Annotated in this window: 16 protein-coding genes; 8 read left to right on the top strand and 8 right to left on the bottom strand. The window is 37.1% G+C overall.

From position 1 onward, the window contains the following. Positions 1–2 precede the first annotated feature (2 nt). The 6 genes from V7D82_RS09440 to V7D82_RS09415 all read right to left on the bottom strand — a co-directional run bounded on the left by V7D82_RS09440 (position 3) and on the right by V7D82_RS09415 (position 6,255). Complete coding sequence (locus V7D82_RS09440; protein WP_333600729.1) at positions 3–1,844, bottom strand: hypothetical protein; 1,842 nt, start codon at positions 1,842–1,844, stop codon at positions 3–5. Between the two features lie 80 nt (positions 1,845–1,924). Next, positions 1,925–3,244, bottom strand: coding sequence for a cbb3-type cytochrome c oxidase subunit I (locus tag V7D82_RS09435; protein ID WP_333600728.1), 1,320 nt, complete (start codon positions 3,242–3,244; stop codon positions 1,925–1,927). Continuing rightward, a complete protein-coding gene (locus V7D82_RS09430) occupies positions 3,234–3,659 on the bottom strand; it encodes a c-type cytochrome (RefSeq protein WP_333600727.1) in 426 nt (141 codons plus the stop codon). Before V7D82_RS09430 ends, V7D82_RS09435 begins: the two co-directional genes overlap by 11 nt. A gap of 146 nt (positions 3,660–3,805) precedes the next feature. Continuing rightward, positions 3,806–4,363, bottom strand: coding sequence for a fasciclin domain-containing protein (locus tag V7D82_RS09425; RefSeq protein ID WP_333600726.1), 558 nt, complete (start codon positions 4,361–4,363; stop codon positions 3,806–3,808). 66 nt (positions 4,364–4,429) lie between these two features. Further along, positions 4,430–5,665 (bottom strand): hypothetical protein, encoded by a 1,236-nt coding sequence (locus V7D82_RS09420; protein ID WP_333600725.1) that lies wholly within the window; start codon positions 5,663–5,665, stop codon positions 4,430–4,432. Continuing rightward, on the bottom strand, positions 5,665–6,255 hold the full coding sequence (locus tag V7D82_RS09415) for a Crp/Fnr family transcriptional regulator (protein WP_333600724.1): 591 nt from the start codon (positions 6,253–6,255) through the stop codon (positions 5,665–5,667). The genes V7D82_RS09420 and V7D82_RS09415 overlap by 1 nt, the downstream gene beginning before the upstream one ends. A gap of 181 nt (positions 6,256–6,436) precedes the next feature. On the opposite strand from V7D82_RS09415, the gene V7D82_RS09410 reads away from it, so the two are divergent. From V7D82_RS09410 to V7D82_RS09395, 4 genes are all read left to right on the top strand, one after another. Further along, complete coding sequence (locus V7D82_RS09410) at positions 6,437–6,811, top strand: hypothetical protein (protein WP_333600723.1); 375 nt, start codon at positions 6,437–6,439, stop codon at positions 6,809–6,811. Between the two features lie 113 nt (positions 6,812–6,924). After that, on the top strand, positions 6,925–7,773 hold the full coding sequence (locus V7D82_RS09405; protein WP_333600722.1) for a hypothetical protein: 849 nt from the start codon (positions 6,925–6,927) through the stop codon (positions 7,771–7,773). A 66-nt stretch (positions 7,774–7,839) separates the two neighbouring features. Then, positions 7,840–9,828 (top strand): TonB-dependent receptor plug domain-containing protein, encoded by a 1,989-nt coding sequence (locus V7D82_RS09400; RefSeq protein WP_333600721.1) that lies wholly within the window; start codon positions 7,840–7,842, stop codon positions 9,826–9,828. Positions 9,829–10,059: 231 nt separating this feature from the next. Further along, entirely contained in the window at positions 10,060–10,443 is a 384-nt protein-coding gene (locus tag V7D82_RS09395) for a YegP family protein (RefSeq protein WP_333600720.1), read from the top strand. Positions 10,444–10,574: 131 nt separating this feature from the next. Here the strand turns inward: V7D82_RS09395 and V7D82_RS09390 are convergent, their stop codons facing one another. After that, entirely contained in the window at positions 10,575–11,597 is a 1,023-nt protein-coding gene (locus tag V7D82_RS09390) for a phosphatase PAP2 family protein (RefSeq protein ID WP_333600719.1), read from the bottom strand. A 200-nt stretch (positions 11,598–11,797) separates the two neighbouring features. Continuing rightward, on the bottom strand, positions 11,798–12,580 hold the full coding sequence (locus V7D82_RS09385) for an RMD1 family protein (RefSeq protein ID WP_333600718.1): 783 nt from the start codon (positions 12,578–12,580) through the stop codon (positions 11,798–11,800). Positions 12,581–12,861: 281 nt separating this feature from the next. Here V7D82_RS09385 and V7D82_RS09380 point away from each other — a divergent pair, with 281 nt between their 5' ends. From V7D82_RS09380 to V7D82_RS09365, 4 genes are all read left to right on the top strand, one after another. Continuing rightward, positions 12,862–13,104, top strand: a complete 243-nt coding sequence (locus tag V7D82_RS09380; protein WP_333600717.1) for a hypothetical protein — start codon at positions 12,862–12,864, stop codon at positions 13,102–13,104. Positions 13,105–14,122: 1,018 nt separating this feature from the next. Beyond that, positions 14,123–14,884: a hypothetical protein gene (locus V7D82_RS09375; RefSeq protein ID WP_162127962.1), complete on the top strand. Its 762-nt coding sequence runs from the start codon at positions 14,123–14,125 to the stop codon at positions 14,882–14,884. Beyond that, complete coding sequence (locus tag V7D82_RS09370; protein WP_162127963.1) at positions 14,884–15,279, top strand: DUF5675 family protein; 396 nt, start codon at positions 14,884–14,886, stop codon at positions 15,277–15,279. The genes V7D82_RS09375 and V7D82_RS09370 overlap by 1 nt, the downstream gene beginning before the upstream one ends. Before the next feature lie 12 nt (positions 15,280–15,291). Then, positions 15,292–15,484: hypothetical protein (locus tag V7D82_RS09365; protein ID WP_333600716.1), on the top strand; the 193-nt coding region annotated here is incomplete at its 3' end.

Here is a 15,484-nt window from a genome sequence, read left to right as displayed (position 1 = left end):
AATTAGCAAATAGACGGTGTCAATGACAGTTGAGCCTTTTCATTTTTGTCAAATGTAATCTGACTAATTTCCATTTTATAAAATTTCAGCTCCTTATAAATTTCCACCGTATTTTTTTGGAAAAAGGAGGTTGTGGCAAACAAGGTTTCATAATATTCAATGCCTTCCAGAATATTTTTTTTGAACAGGCTCCACTTTTTTATTTTTCCGTCACTGATATCATCCGTAAGGTTTTGTATTTCATTTTTCAAATAGTCTACATACATTTTCAATTCTTTCACAAACATGTTCGGACGATTCACCTCTTTAAGAATGTTAGTAGTACCATAAATATGTTTTACCATCTCAGCCAACGATACTATTTTATCAAAATAAGCCAAATTCGGGCCGGGGCAGATTACTACGCCTTGTTGTTGTCCTTTCACTTCAATACCGTTTTCCAGATAGGAAGGATTGGCTAGACCAACACACAGACAAGATTTCGCCATTATTTTGGTTTTTTGTTTCTCCAGATCAGATGCAGAGATATCTTTTTTTAGGATTTCCAATTCAGCCAACTTAATATCTTGGTATTTTTTGGAGGCAGTACACATGCCCTGGTTATCATATTCTTTGCTCAAGGCCAATAGTTTTTTAGGGCAGGAGCTTCCGGCTTTATTTTCGTTTATCCGTTTTTGCTTCCAACGATCATTACTCATTCCCTTTACGGCATTGAACGGAACCCCGAGAGGTGAAATATCACTAAGGTAAAAATCATCTTCCTGCGCTTTGGCTAGCAACATTCGGGTTTCTTCATCTACCGATGTGGCTTCGGGCACTAAAAGAAACGGAGATCCCCAGCCCACACTGTCCATCTGAAAATGCGATAATAAAAAGTCATGCTCTTCGGCCGTGCCTACACCCCCTTGCGCGGTAATTTTTAAAGCCAAGGGTTTTGTTGGAATCGGAAGGTTTTTGGCTTCCAAAGCCTTAATCATGAGTTCGTATGCCGATTGCACTAATTGTTCTTTTTTGGTTCTGAATTCTTCCAATATGGGTCCCAACAGAAATCCGTCGGTGGCAAAGGCATGCCCGCCACAATTCAGTCCCGATTCGATTCGGTATTCCGAAACCCAGAGTCCTTTTTTGGCTAAAAAATTGCCTTGTATCATAGCCGAACGGAAGTCACTCACCTTAAGAATGATTTTCTTTTGCAAATGCCCATTGGCATCGGGATAAAACATCGGAAACTGTTCGAAATAACTGTAAAGTCTGGGATTCATACCGGCAGATAGTACCACGGAAGAATTCAAATTGCTATTGGCAAAACCGCGTAAAGAGGCATGAGCATCATTAAATTCAATCGGCAATTGGATGTTGTTTTCAAAGTTATCTTTATCCACTTTGGTCATGATATTTACGTCTATCGTACCGGGGGAAAAATGGTCGGTCAAGTAATTTTTCACGGTGTCTTTTAGTAACAAACCTTCCTCGATGAATTTTTGGAGTCCTTTTTTTAATTCCGATGTATTGGGAAGCATGGCCATGTAGTTTTCCATAGCTGTTTTGCTTTCGGCCAATTCATTTTTGAAATGTTCAAATTTATCTTTGACAATAGTATCCACTAAATTCAGATAATGTTTGATTCTTTCTGCCCGGTAGTCCTGGCATTTCTGAGTGATTTCCTGATAGGGAAGGCTGAATTTTTTGCTGTAAAACGCCCGCATTTTTTCTATAAGCTCGTCATCGGTTATAGAAATTACAGACGAAATTCCGAAATGAGCCACCCGAATCGGACTGTCAATGGTATAGGCCAATCCCATTACGGGAATATGAAAAGTGTGGGTGTTTTTTAGAGAAGTCATTTGGTAATTTTTTAAATAAACTGCGAATTTTGCGAAATCATTTAGTAAAAAGGATGATATATATCATGTGATGGATTAATCTATTGGCACTTTAGTATTTTCAGTAGTTCAAAAACGATTCGATACAAGCCGGTGGCCATTCCCAAGCCAAAAATGAAAAACAAGACATACAGCCAATGCAGTGAATGTTGAAATTCGCCAAAAGAAAGCGATGAATTAAAGCAGGTCCAATATCCTTTTTTGGCACCAATTAGTAAAAGCAGCAACCAAAAACCAACAAATGAAAAATTAAAAACGCGCAGACCGAGTTGTATTTTACGGGTAGCATTTACAGAAATCAGGTTAGTCGATTCTAAAATATAAGTTATGGAAGACAGTAGAATTAAAGTATTAATCCCAATAGTAGTTCCCATGGAATGAGCAACGGTTATGTGCGTTCCGTGTGTAAAAAGGTTTATGGAAGGAATAGAGATGAGCAGGGCTAAAACAATGTTTAAGAACACCCAGAAATTGGCCAGCTTCATAAAACGATAGGCCAATGGATAGTTGGTTATAGTCTCCTTGGATAAGTTCTTTTTCCAATCGTATAGGATGGAAAACAGAATGATCCATTCGGTCATACTGATGGCATAAGCTACATAGCGTATCCATGGCGCCGTGGGAATGATGTAAATATGATGGGCCCAACCGAACATTAAATTGGTTAGTCCGAGGAAATAAAAAAAGAAAGCTTTTTTGGAGTGGGCATAACTAGCATCCTTGCTGATTTTTGCTATGACATACAGGGAAGTTCCATAAACCAGCATATTCCAGGAACCCACATACGAGCCACCGGCTTTCCATTGCAGGGCAATATTTTGAATAAAATGACCTTTGAAATAAGGCAACAACCAAAGATGCGCTTCGGTAAAATGATACAGCATAAATACAATTCCGGTGCCCCACATCCAATAATAGACCGGCCAAGATTTAAAAGAAGCTTTGGTTGTTTTAAAATAATTTAGGCCAAACAGTAGCCAGCCTAGCATTATGGGAAAATAGAAATAACTGGGGAATTCCAGATATTCCTTGCCTTCAAAATGACCACTGATATAGGAGAATATAATTCCCAAACCGGTTAGTATGAAAATCCAAAAATGTCCTTGGATAAGTTTAGGGTTGAGGCTTTTCGCATTCGGGTTTTTTCCGAGATAATAATAAATTCCTCCAATAGCAGCCAATAAAATCCATGACACTACAAATAAGGTATGCAAAGGGCGCAAGGCATTGAAAGGCAAAACCGTTTTTATAAAATCGGGAACTATGTATTGAAATCCGGCCAATAAACCACAAAGCAGCCCCAGTACTAAAGAAACCAAACCTATAGTGATAAAATAAAAAGGATAGGCGTTATTTTTCATAATCAAGGTTTTTGTATTTCAGGGTTACCCATCCGTTGGGTTGTATTTTTGCCGTGCTGTTCGGGTAATAACCGGTTTGGTCTATTTCTTTCAGAAATTGAATTAGCGCTTCTTTTTCTTTTGAATTAAAATGAAACTGTGGCATCGTTTTGACCCCGCTGTTGAACATGGCTTTGAGATAATTTTCATTGGAAACTCTTGAATATTCATTGGTCAGATCGGGACCCAAATAACCGCCTAAACCATAAAGCTGATGGCAGGCATTACAATTGTTTTGCAGCCATAGATGCTCACCTTTTATAGCTTTTGCTGATAAGGTGACTGTGTTGTCTGAAGTGTAAACCAAAGTATTGTAAATTGTAAAAGCGGTTATCAGACTTAGCAGAATGACAAGGTATTTTAGGGATGAATGCATTAAAAGGAGACTTGAAGTAACACCACAAAAAGAAGCATTAAACAATGAATATAATATGATTTAAATCATAAAAAAGCGTGAATTAGTAAAAATTCACGCTTTTTCAACGTTAAAAAAAAGGACTTATTTTGAATTAATAATTATTTTTATTTTGGTAAAAGCACATCGCCAATCACATGAATGATTCCGTTTGATGTTGGGATAGAAGCTACGATTTCAGAACCGTTAACAAAGGTTTTGTCTCCTTTTTTGGTGATTTTGACTTTACCGCCAAAAACCATGTCAAACTCTTGTCCGTCCTGCATATACTCTGTTTTAAGAGTTCCTACATAGGTGTGATAACCTAAAATATTTTTCAGCTTTTCTTTATTTTCAGGTTTTAATAAATCCGCTACCGTACCTGCCGGTAATTTGTCAAAGGCGGCATTAGTAGGGGCAAAAACGGTAAAAGGTCCTGCATTACTCAAAGCGTCTACTAAATCGGCTGCTTTAACAGCGGTTACCAAAGTAGTGTGGTCTTTACTGCCCACAGCAGTCTGAACAATATTCGGGCTGGAGGATTCATCTTTTACGCCAGATTGTCCTGTAGATTGTTCTTTTGTAGTGTTTTCTGTTGTTGTTTCAGAAGGAGCTTGGTCAGTTTGTTTGCAACCAAAGGCTACAAGTAAGCCCGCAAATAGCAAAGTTTTAATTGATTTTTTCATGATAATAAATACTTGGTTTATATACACAAAGTACTTAATTATGAAACAGTTATTTTATGAGTTGAATCATAAAACAGCAAGAGTTTTAACTTTTTTTATCGAATAAAAAGCGGTAATGCCAATTCCGGAGACCAAGACAACCGCAGCACCAAAAAGTGCTATGTCTACATGAGGAATTAAGGTATAACTAAAGGAAGCTATTCCTTGTACGGCCAAAATAATTTCATTGAGTAATACGCCAATAGAAAAAAGGATTACGCCTAGTTTTATTTTTTTATTGCTGTGTATTAAATGATTGGCATAAATATAAAACAACAGAAATAAGCTGATAATGGCCAAAAGAACTAAGTGCAAGTAAGCAATTACTATGGGTCTGAAACCAAAAGCTAATTTACTTACTGACGGTATGGTAGAGCCTAACTGCAATAAAACCTTGATGCTTACCGCAAACGCTACAAAAAGCAAAATATAACGCAAAAAATAAGGGAAATTAGTCAGGTATTCTCTTTTGGTGTTTAGGAGTATAAACAAAAATTTATACCAAGCAATTACTTGAATGATAGCTGCTAGTACTGTAAGCCCATACAGCCAAACCGGTAAATCAGCCCACAGGGTAGATAGGAAGTAAGCCGGCAGACACGAAAAGAAAAAGAGTCGGAAAGTGGTATCAAAAAAGTGGTTGTCTGTTTTCTTCAGATTCAAAAAACCATACAATAATCCCATGCAGGCAAAGAAAAACCAACCATTATATTGAAAATGCAGGTAATAGTAAATAGAAGCTAAATATTCCTCCTGATGAATGTTTTTGGTAATCATCATATAAGCCAAGAAAAAGGTGCCTAAAGAGGAAATGATATTAAAAAAAATAGCAGCAGTAAACCATTTTTTAGTCAAATCATCGGAGGGTAATGACTTTAGATGTTTTATATAACAATAGCCAAAAGCATAAGAAACCAAAAGAGAGGCCGTAGAAAATGCAATTGAAAATGCACCATACCCCTGAATGATAAAAGAAATCAACATTCCATAAGCGCAAAATAAATTGGCTGTAAGGATGAAATTATATTTTTTTAAATCGATACCGGAACCTTTTTTTTTGCTCAGATACGCAATCAGTAAAACCATTAGAGTGTGGCTAATCCAGCCGGAAAAAGCAAAATGAGAATGAGAATGCTGCAGACTTTTTTGATTGCCATAAGGAAATTCAAAACCGATTTTGTAACGCATTAAAAGCCCGAGTAGCGCAACTATCAGCAGATTAAGTAGTGAAAATTTCAACCAAAATTTACTGTTAAAATTCATTAGTAATATATTTTATGATTAACAATATCCACTTTTTTTCCTTTGCTCATTTTTGATAAGGCTCTGATGACGGTTTCCACACGCAATCCTGTAAAATTGGCTATTTCCTGTCGGGTAAACGGAACCAATTCTTTTTCATTCCCGTTTTTACTTTTTTTGTGGGTATTTAAAAAGGCCGTAATTCTAAACTCGGGCTTTTGATTGATGATATCTTTAGACGTGAGCGCTTTAGTGTGAATGCGTCGACACATTAAGGTTAAAAATTTCTTTTGTACTGCCGGGTATTCATCTAAAATTTTCAACAGTTTGTCTTTGGATAATTTTATGATTTTACTGTCCTGAAAAGCTACGGCTGTTGAGGGATAGGATTCATCAATAAATAAGGGAGGTTCGCCAAAACTTTGACCGTCAGAAAAATAGCCTTGTGTAAATTCTTTTCCTTCATCATTAGAATTGAACATCCTGATACTGCCTTCAATAATCTGAAAATAAAAGTTGGCCATTTCGTCTTCACAAAAAATCATTTCCCCTTTTTTATATTCTTTAGCTATGGCGCCCCAAGTAAAGAGTAAATCTAAATCTATCTGCATAATGGATTTCAAGTGTTTAAGCTTTCGAGTACTGTTGTTGGTAACAAGTACTGTTATCGATTACAAATTTAGAGGATATAAAAGGCTAAAAACATGACCATAGTCATACAATGGTATTTTTCATCTGCCCTAAATTTGCGGAATAATATCAAGCTGCAAAAAGCAAAATACTTTTAGTAAAGTGAAAACAACTGTAATCATAATAGCCTTAGTCATGCTACTGAAACCGGCTTTTCCGGTTGTTGAGTATGTTGTGAATTATGATTACATCACTACGGTGCTTTGTGTCAATAAAGCAAAACCACAAATGCACTGTAACGGAAAATGTCATTTGATGAAAGAATTAGCCAAAGAGGCTGAAAGCGAAAAACCAATCTCTTCCGATAAAAAAGGAATTGCTCAAGAAGTGGAAGTCTTATACTGTGAAGTCATACCACAATGGGAACCCCAGTTGTTTTCCGACTGTAGTACAGTGGAAAGAAACACTCATTATACCAATCTTTACTCGCATTTGGATAGTCATTCCGTATTTCATCCCCCAACTTTCACTGCTTAATTTTTATCGTTTGTTGACTTCTTAAAAAGATGTCAATAGGATTTTTATGTCCAAAAATGATTGAAAGAGGAATCTTTCAGACAAACTATTGTATAAACTTAAGTAAAAATAAAATGAAACGTAGTATAAAAAATATAGTGGCGATACTAGCCATAGGAGCAGTGTTTACTGCTTGTTCTTCCAGTGAGGATGCAACAGTGCCAACCGATGAATTAGCAGGCCTAAACAAATTCAAAGAAATTACTAATGATACACATACTCTGGAATTGTATTCTCATAGGGATGTAGAACAAGGGTATAACGAAATCAAAATAAGAATCAAAGATAACGCCACTAATAATTATGTAAAGGACGCAGAAATTAATTGGACACCACTAATGCACATGAGCATGATGACGCATTCTTGCCCAAAATCGGCTGTAGAAAAAGTAACCTCCAATGGTACTTTATACGAGGGTTATATAGTATTTCAAATGCCCCAAAATGAAACCGAATATTGGGATTTAACCCTTGATTATACTATTAAGGGAATCTCCTATACAGCCACAACGACTATGGATGTGCCGGCTTCCGCCGAAAGAAGAGTTACTACTTTTACCGGTACCGATGGCATAAAATATATAGTGGCTTATGCCGAGCCTCATCATCCTAAAGTGGCCGTAAATGATGTGATACTTGGTGTTTTTAAAATGCAGGATATGATGCATTTTCCGGTAGTGGACGGCTATACTTTAAAAATAGACCCGAGAATGCCAAGTATGGGTAACCACGGTTCCCCGAATAATATGGATGCAGTCCAGCTGAGCCCCGGAGAATTATATACCGGTAAAATGGCATTAACCATGACCGGATATTGGAAAATCAATTTGCAGTTGTTCAAATCTGACGGGACTTTACTCAAAGGAGAACCTATTTCCGATACGGTTACAGAGAGTAGCCTTTATTTGGATTTAGAATTTTAAGTTCAGTTTATCTTAACAAAACGGTCAATGCCTGTTAAGGTTTTGACCGTTTTTAATCCTATTGTTATGAAAAATTATAGTTGGTTTTTGCTGCTGATTTCGGGTTCACTCATGGCTCAGGAAGCGGTAAAAGATATCACACAACCCAAAGAACTTCAGGAAGTTATTGTCATAGGTAAAAAGGCGCAGCTTTTTGAAAAACAAACCAAAGTATTGTCTTCGATTGATGAATACTTACAACAATCGGCCAAAGTTGACATGATAAAACGTGGAGCTTATGCCTGGGAACCCATTATTAATAATATGACTACCGAAAGAACACTAATTACTATAGACGGCATGCGGATTTTCGGAGCCTGTACCGATAAAATGGATCCGATAACTTCCTATGTTGAGGTGTCCAATTTATCCGAAGCCACCATTTCTTCCGGTCAGGAAGGAGCTTGTTTTGGCAGTACTATTGGTGGTGCTATCGATTTAAAACGCAACAGAGATCAATTTGGAAAGCAAAAATGGGATTTTAATCTGAATAGCGGTTACGAAACGAATAACCAACAAAAAATCATGGGGATGTCTGTCAGTTATGCGGATAGTTTGTTTTATGCCGATACCGATTTTATGTTTCGCGATGCGGAAAATTACAAAGCAGGAAAGTCTGAGGAGATTCTATTTTCGCAGTTCAGAAAAATGAATTTATCCACTACTTTGGGATATAAACTGGGGAGCAATAAACTCGTAGAAGCCTCTGTAATTTATGACAAAGCTACGAACATAGGCTATCCGGCATTGCCCATGGATGTATCGTTGGCAGAAGCCCTTATCAGCTCATTGAAATTCCAATATATCCCCCATAATGCGGTTATTAAAGATTGGGAAACCAAAATCTATTTCAATACCATCACGCATCGTATGGACGATACCCAGCGACCTGTAGTGCCCATACATATGGATATGCCCGGTTGGAGTAAAACCTATGGCTATTATTCCAAAGTAAAAATCCAACTGCAGCAACATCATTTGCTCTTTAATTGGAATGCGTTTTACAATCAATCCTTAGCCGAAATGACAATGTATCCGGCAGCTGCTGCTGAAAACCCTATGTTTATGTACACTTGGCCGGATGTGAGAACTTTTTACAATGGTCTTTTTGTGGAGGATACTTATGCGTTAAATTGCCATTCCTCCATTAAAATGGTACTGTCTGCCGGTTTTCATCTCAATAAAGTGGCAAGCGAATCCGGGTTAGAGAGTTTGCAGATTTTTTATCCTGCAATGCCGTCGCAGCAGCAACGTTTTCTTAAAAGTTCGGCACTGAATTACAATTATATGAAAGCCGGGTGGGAATATGGATTAGGAATAGCCTATGGCGAAAGAGCTCCTTCGGTTTCGGAAGGATATGGTTTTTATTTATTCAATAGTTTTGATGGGTATGATCATATTGGTAATCCCGGTTTAAAGAATGAAAAATCATGGGAAGGCAATACTTATATAGGATACAAAAATGATAAGCTTGCCGTTAAAATGACCGCTTCTTATTTTCATATTTCCAATTATATCATGGCCCAACCGGATGCTGCGTTAGTTCCAATGACTTTGGGTGCCAATGGTGTAAAAGTATATACGGCATTGGAGTATGCAACTATCATCAATGCAAACCTCACAACAGAATATCAATTCACCAAACAATTGAAATGGAATACACAATTGGTTTTTAGCAGAGGAAAGGAAGGCAATGGAATGAATTTACCTTTTATGGCACCGTTTAGTTATGCTTCGGCTTTATCCTATGCCAAAGAAAAAATCAGCGCCGAAATAGCGGTGCAAGGCAATGCGGTACAAACCCAGTACAGTGCTTATTATGGAGAAGATAAAACCCCTGACTATGCCGTAATCAATTGCAGTGTAGGGTATAAGTTTTCATTTTATCCCAGTAAGATACTGATAAAAACAGGTATGGAGAATGTGTTAGATACTCACTATTCAACTTATACGGATTGGAATAATCTTCCAAGAATGGGACGAAATGTATTTGTGAATGTAACTGCTCGGTTTTAAGTTTTTTTGGCTAAACCAAAAATGTATCGAGAGGTTTTTGATACATTTCTGATAGGCAATTAGTTGCGGATTGACGCCTCTTTTTTCTTGATAACTATTGCTTAGTAGTGCCTCAAGCTGGTTTTAATTCCGTTTGTTTTTTCTACATTTGGAAGGTGAAGTAAGGAAGTGCGATTGGGAAATAGTAAATTTCAGAATCGAATTTCCACTTTAAATTTTGATAGTAAGTATATGGGAATGTTTGTCATTAGCAAGCGCTATAACGGAGATTATAAATTTATTTTTGCCACAAGAAAAGGGAAAACGATTTTTACCAGTATAGGCTGTAAGCAAAAATCAGATTGCGAACGCATGATTGCCGCCATCAAAGACAACATAACCGTATTTGGCTTTACCAAATACAAAAAGGCGGCCAACAAATACTTTTTCCGACTATCCAAAGACGGTTTGGTCCTGGCCAATAGCCGGAAATATTCAACAGAACTGATGTTGAGCAAAGGGATTGATGAAATTATAAAACACGCTCCGATGGCGGAAATCCTCGATTTTTCTGAAAATGACTTTGTGTTTCCTGATGGGGATACCGTTTTGGACGGAACCGAAGCAATGGATTGAGTTTTTGAGAAAAACAAAAGTATGATGGCAATTAAAAGTCAGATACCGCCTTATTCTGAAAAGGATAAAACATCTTATTAAACTCCTGTTTTATACTACAAGTATCATTAACATACGATTCAATAGCTTTTTTAAAAAGTGACAGTACAGCCCAATAGTAAATTATGTTCAAAGGAACGGGTATGAAAATTGATATCGTACTTTTTTTTAAAAGGAGTTAGCATACTTTTAGAGTCTTTGGCAATTTTTATTAGTCTTCTCTCAGCAATTTGTTTTCCCATGATATAGCCTACAAACAACCCAATCGGATAGTCCGAAACCCAATGTACTTTACTGCTGACCATATTAAAAGACAAAATAGTCATAAGCGAATAGCCAACCGGTTTAATCCAGTGTTTTTCGGGGTAATTAATAGCAATAATAGTAATTGATGCCATAAAAGTTGCTAAATGACCCGAGGGCATTGCATCATAATTGGGTGTGTTTGTTTGGAAAGCATCAAAGCTTGGAAAAGGGCTCCAGTTTCCACCGTCATTCCCATCGGCAATCGCTGGTTTTGGGCTTTGCCTTCCGGTAATTCTTTTCATGGTTTGTGTAACAACACCAACGGATAACAAGCATTCTATCAACTCACTCGATGTGTTTAAAGCTCGATAATCTTTGTTTTTGCCTGTTCCTATACCATAAAAAAGACCACTTAATAACAATGTTGTACCCCCATTACCCATATAATAGACTCCCGAGCTGATGTTTTTGGGAATGATATTCAACAACCCGAGTAATTTAGTATATTGATTGTCTTTATCCCAGCCCCCTAACCGTTGTCCTAAGTAATCAGCTTCTGTCATCAATTTTTGATCAAAAGGGATTAAAAGTAGAGTACTTCCCAGCGCCAAAGCATCCCATTTTAAATTCTCGTTTTGCACGGTATATACACCCAACTGATATACATCTTTAGGAACATAAGTTACCATGTCCCAAAATTTTGGTTTAGAATATTCATAAACATAGTGCGTATCACATTGTGAATAACGTTGTGTTTTTAGAGTATCAGGAATGGTTTGAGCCCCAAAACGGCTACTGATTAATAAACTAAGGATTAACCACTGATACATCTGGAAATATTTGTTTAAACTCATTTTAGTAAGTATCAAAGTGCCTGGTTTTTAAAAAATAATTGTTTTGTCATGACAGACAGAATTTTGCTCCAAAAGTAAGTAGCAAATAAAAAATATAAACTGATATGCGTCATACTATGAAGAAACTGCCATCATGATACCGGTATATTCAGTTCGGAACTTTATATTCTTAATACATGCTTCGTAACTCTCTAATGGCAGACTATACTATCCGATTAATGAACAAATAAGGCAATAGCAATTTCGAGGACGATGAGTAGGATAATCACCCATTCTAAACGGGAACTTTCCCTCACATTCAAAACATCGGTAAACAGGGTAAGGTTGTCTTCTATAATCTGCAGGCGGTAATCAATATCTTTAAAGCGAGTATTGATTTCAAAATTCGCTTTGAGTTGACGGTTTAAGGTGTTCAGTTCTTCATTATCCCAAACCAGATTAGGATCGTCAAGAATGTATAAGTTATCGATGACGCTGTTTTTTACATTCAGGACTTTTCCGATATATTTGAGCAGGTTTGTTTTGGAAATCGACAGTTTTCCGCGGCGTTCCAATTCTAAAATATAATGTTTAGAGGAGGTAATCATCTCGTCGGTCAGGGTTTCATAATATTCCAAGGCCACTGATTGCCCAGTGTTTAAGGTCACTATGCGCATGATTGAGGGCGTAATCTTGGGCACTGTAACAAAATTATTTTTTACGCTGTGGGTGGTGAGTTGTGTATTGATTTCTACCTGATATTCTTCATTTAAAGGAGTTTGAATAGGAGTGCTGGTGTATTGTTGGGCAAAGGCCAGCATTTCAGTTTTGGCGGCAGCCTCATAATTGGCAAACACAATCACTCCATAATCAAAAAGATAAAGGTACCGGTTGGTTTCGGGGAAGACAAAGAAAATTTCAGACTGGGTACCAAAATGCTCCACCCCCTGAAAGTCCTCTCGGAACTTCCTGATGTTGAACGATTCGGCAATTTGCAGGGCTTCAATTTTGATCGACATACAGCAGCGTTTACTACAAAGATATTAAATTTTGCCGGCAAGGTTAACAATGTTTAGCCGTTTAACCATAAGTGTAAAAGCATATGATAAAATGCCATGCCTTCCTCAACGTTGAGTAGAGTTTTAACGTGATGTTTTTGAATAAGACGATACTAGTAATCATCGTTTTTCTATATTTTCGATGTACTACCTCTTTTTTTAACACAGCTACTCTCTTATTTAACATAGTTTGCGAAATGGTTTGGTACTTTTGCTGTACCAAAACTAAACAATACCTACCTATGCCATTTTCTGCTATTTTTGAGTATACACAAATAATCAATGTTCCATTGACCATTGAATATTTTTATGAAGGTGAAAAAATGGAAGATCCCGCCACTTTTTTTGAAAACAATCCAGGAGTTTTTGAGCTTTTTTTTCCGTCTCCGGAAGAAATATTGGATATGATTAATAAAAAAGCCCTGTATTTCCAAACCCATAAACTGGTCATTTCAGAGTTTGGGTTTCATCTTATCCATCTTTAAGAGTCCGTTGTTCCCTCAGTCCAAAAGCTAATGACTTAGGTTTTGTTAATAGTGATAGGGTTGGCAGTGCTACGATACATACTGCTGAGCCTGCCGAAGGACCATCACGAAGAAAAGTGACCGAAATAAAAATCTTAGCGCCTCAGCACCTTATAACTTCTAAACGGGATTAGCTGCGCTGTTCCCATAAAGGGTATCCTGAGCAAAAAACATAAGGCTGTTACTCAGCCTATTTTTTTATTTCCCAAAAGCACTCAAAAGTAAACTTTTGGCACTTTTAGGAAATAAAAAAACCGATTGGTTTCCCAATCGGTTTTCTTTTGCGGAGAAAGAGGGATTCGAACCTCGTTCTGTATGCTAGTATTTAAAGGTATTCGCTGTAATTATGGTTGATAGGTCACGAAATAGGTCACTATCAAACTGTGATAAAGAACATTAAATTGTATGTCCAAATATAATCATTTCTATACTGATATACAAGGGAAAGTTCATATTTTGAACTGGTTATTGAACTAGTTTGTAAGCTTCTCAAAGAACCGTTAGACCTAAATCTACTCTTTCTACCCTAGAGCATACAACGCAAAACTTCTTCTATTGGAAGACCTGTATATTTTGAAAATTCTTCAACTGAAATGTATTGATGATCTTCTTTATTCAGGTGCTTCTTTATCTTGATTAAATACAGCCTTGCCTGGGTGTATTCCTTTCCCATTATTCGTTGAACGTCTTTTGGGTACATGCACACTCTTCCGCTGCTTTGTCCCATTTGATACTTTATCTATGCCTTTGGTATGGCTATGTCATACCTCTCATATTATACAAAACTATAGAATTTTTGGAAAACTCCAAGCATTATTATTTGTGGTTATAGTCGATTATTTGTGGCTATTGATTGTAGCTCTTTTAAATGTGATTTTAATGTTTGAATCTTTGATTAAATCATTCGGGATTTAGTTGCAACGATTATCGAAATGAAAGTGAATTGTGAAAATGAGTATTAATCAAAAGTTTAGAAATTATGGCAAGACAGAAAGGCATAATTAAATTAAAAGGCACTATCGGAGGTATTACCTTTTATAAAACTTCGCAAGACGGGCACCTTGCCCGCGAGAAGGGAGGTATCGAAAAAAGCAGGATAGAAAATGACCCTGCGTTTCAGAGAACCCGTGAAAACGGTTCTGAATTTGGACGGGCTGGGAAGGCCGGAAAATTGCTTAGAACCGCTCTAAGAGCTTTGCTATTGAACTCTGCTGATGGCAGAATGGTAAGTCGACTTACGCAACAAATGGTAAAAGTAATTCAAGCTGACTTGGTTAGTGAACGTGGTTTGCGAAATGTGATTGACGGTGAAGCCGAATTGTTATTGGGTTTTGAGTTCAATATCAGAGGTAAACTTGGTACAAGTCTTTATGCACCTTACACAGGTGCTATAGACCGTGTTAGCGGTGAAATTACAGTGGACATTCCATCATTTATACCGATTAACATGATTGCAGCTCCATCGGGTACAACGCATTACAAAATTATTTCTGCCGGTGCAGAAATTGACTTTGAGGCGGAAACCTTTATTGTGGAAAGTTCGGCAACGGCTATTTTACCTTGGGATGCAGTGGCAACTGTTGCGATTGCACAAACCAATCAGGTTACAGCAGCCAGTACAAAACCTCTTTTCTTGGCGTTAGGAATTGAATTCTACCAAGAAGTTAATGGTCAGATGTATCCGCTTAAAAACGGTGCTTTTAACCCATTATCGATTGTGAAGGTTGACAGTGGTGTGTAATGGTTCTTTTACTCACCCGAACTTATTTCCCTGAAGGAACTAATGGCAAACTCGAATGCGAGGGCAAATTGATTTGCTACACAATTGAATTGCCTTGGAAGAATAACGAAACGAAGGTTTCCTGTATTCCGGAAGGGAAATATTTTCTAAAAAAGCGATTTAGCAGAAAGTTTAAATGGCACTTGGAATTGGTTGAAGTAAAAAACAGAAATCTTATTTTGATTCATCCTGCCAATAATGCCATTAAAGAATTGAACGGCTGCATCGCGCCGGTTACAAAGATTTCGGGAGCCGGTTTAGGACTACTATCCCGAAAAGCTTTTACCAAGCTGAAAACAATTGTTTATAAAGCTTTGGATGAAAAGCAACGAGTTTTAATCATTATCAAATCTTAAATTTTTATTATCATGAAAACAAATTTTTTAAATAAACTGAAACAAGGATTGTTTCTTTTAATTGCCGTTCTAGGAACATTCGTTGGCTATTCACAGTCGACAACAACGACTACCATTGGTGGTAGTAAAACACCCGATACTGGCGGATTTTTTGATATCGGAGGTAAACAGAATCCCCAACCAACCCTTTTAACTAATTTGACTG

It is taken from the genome of Flavobacterium sp. (assembly GCF_036741995.1).
GTDB lineage: Bacteria > Bacteroidota > Bacteroidia > Flavobacteriales > Flavobacteriaceae > Flavobacterium.
The sequence above is the reverse complement of the archived record's forward strand: the minus strand, read 5'-3'. Positions and strand labels throughout refer to the sequence as shown.

Coding starts and splice junctions, on each gene's coding strand:
- V7D82_RS09440 (WP_333600729.1), bottom strand. CDS start 1,844: ATGACTTCTCTAAAAAACACCCACACTTTTCATATTCCCGTAATGGGA.
- V7D82_RS09370 (WP_162127963.1), top strand. CDS start 14,884: ATGGTTCTTTTACTCACCCGAACTTATTTCCCTGAAGGAACTAATGGC.
- V7D82_RS09435 (WP_333600728.1), bottom strand. CDS start 3,244: ATGAAAAATAACGCCTATCCTTTTTATTTTATCACTATAGGTTTGGTT.
- V7D82_RS09385 (WP_333600718.1), bottom strand. CDS start 12,580: ATGTCGATCAAAATTGAAGCCCTGCAAATTGCCGAATCGTTCAACATC.
- V7D82_RS09395 (WP_333600720.1), top strand. CDS start 10,060: ATGGGAATGTTTGTCATTAGCAAGCGCTATAACGGAGATTATAAATTT.
- V7D82_RS09380 (WP_333600717.1), top strand. CDS start 12,862: ATGCCATTTTCTGCTATTTTTGAGTATACACAAATAATCAATGTTCCA.
- V7D82_RS09400 (WP_333600721.1), top strand. CDS start 7,840: ATGAAAAATTATAGTTGGTTTTTGCTGCTGATTTCGGGTTCACTCATG.
- V7D82_RS09425 (WP_333600726.1), bottom strand. CDS start 4,363: ATGAAAAAATCAATTAAAACTTTGCTATTTGCGGGCTTACTTGTAGCC.
- V7D82_RS09430 (WP_333600727.1), bottom strand. CDS start 3,659: ATGCATTCATCCCTAAAATACCTTGTCATTCTGCTAAGTCTGATAACC.
- V7D82_RS09375 (WP_162127962.1), top strand. CDS start 14,123: ATGGCAAGACAGAAAGGCATAATTAAATTAAAAGGCACTATCGGAGGT.
- V7D82_RS09415 (WP_333600724.1), bottom strand. CDS start 6,255: ATGCAGATAGATTTAGATTTACTCTTTACTTGGGGCGCCATAGCTAAA.
- V7D82_RS09405 (WP_333600722.1), top strand. CDS start 6,925: ATGAAACGTAGTATAAAAAATATAGTGGCGATACTAGCCATAGGAGCA.
- V7D82_RS09420 (WP_333600725.1), bottom strand. CDS start 5,665: ATGAATTTTAACAGTAAATTTTGGTTGAAATTTTCACTACTTAATCTG.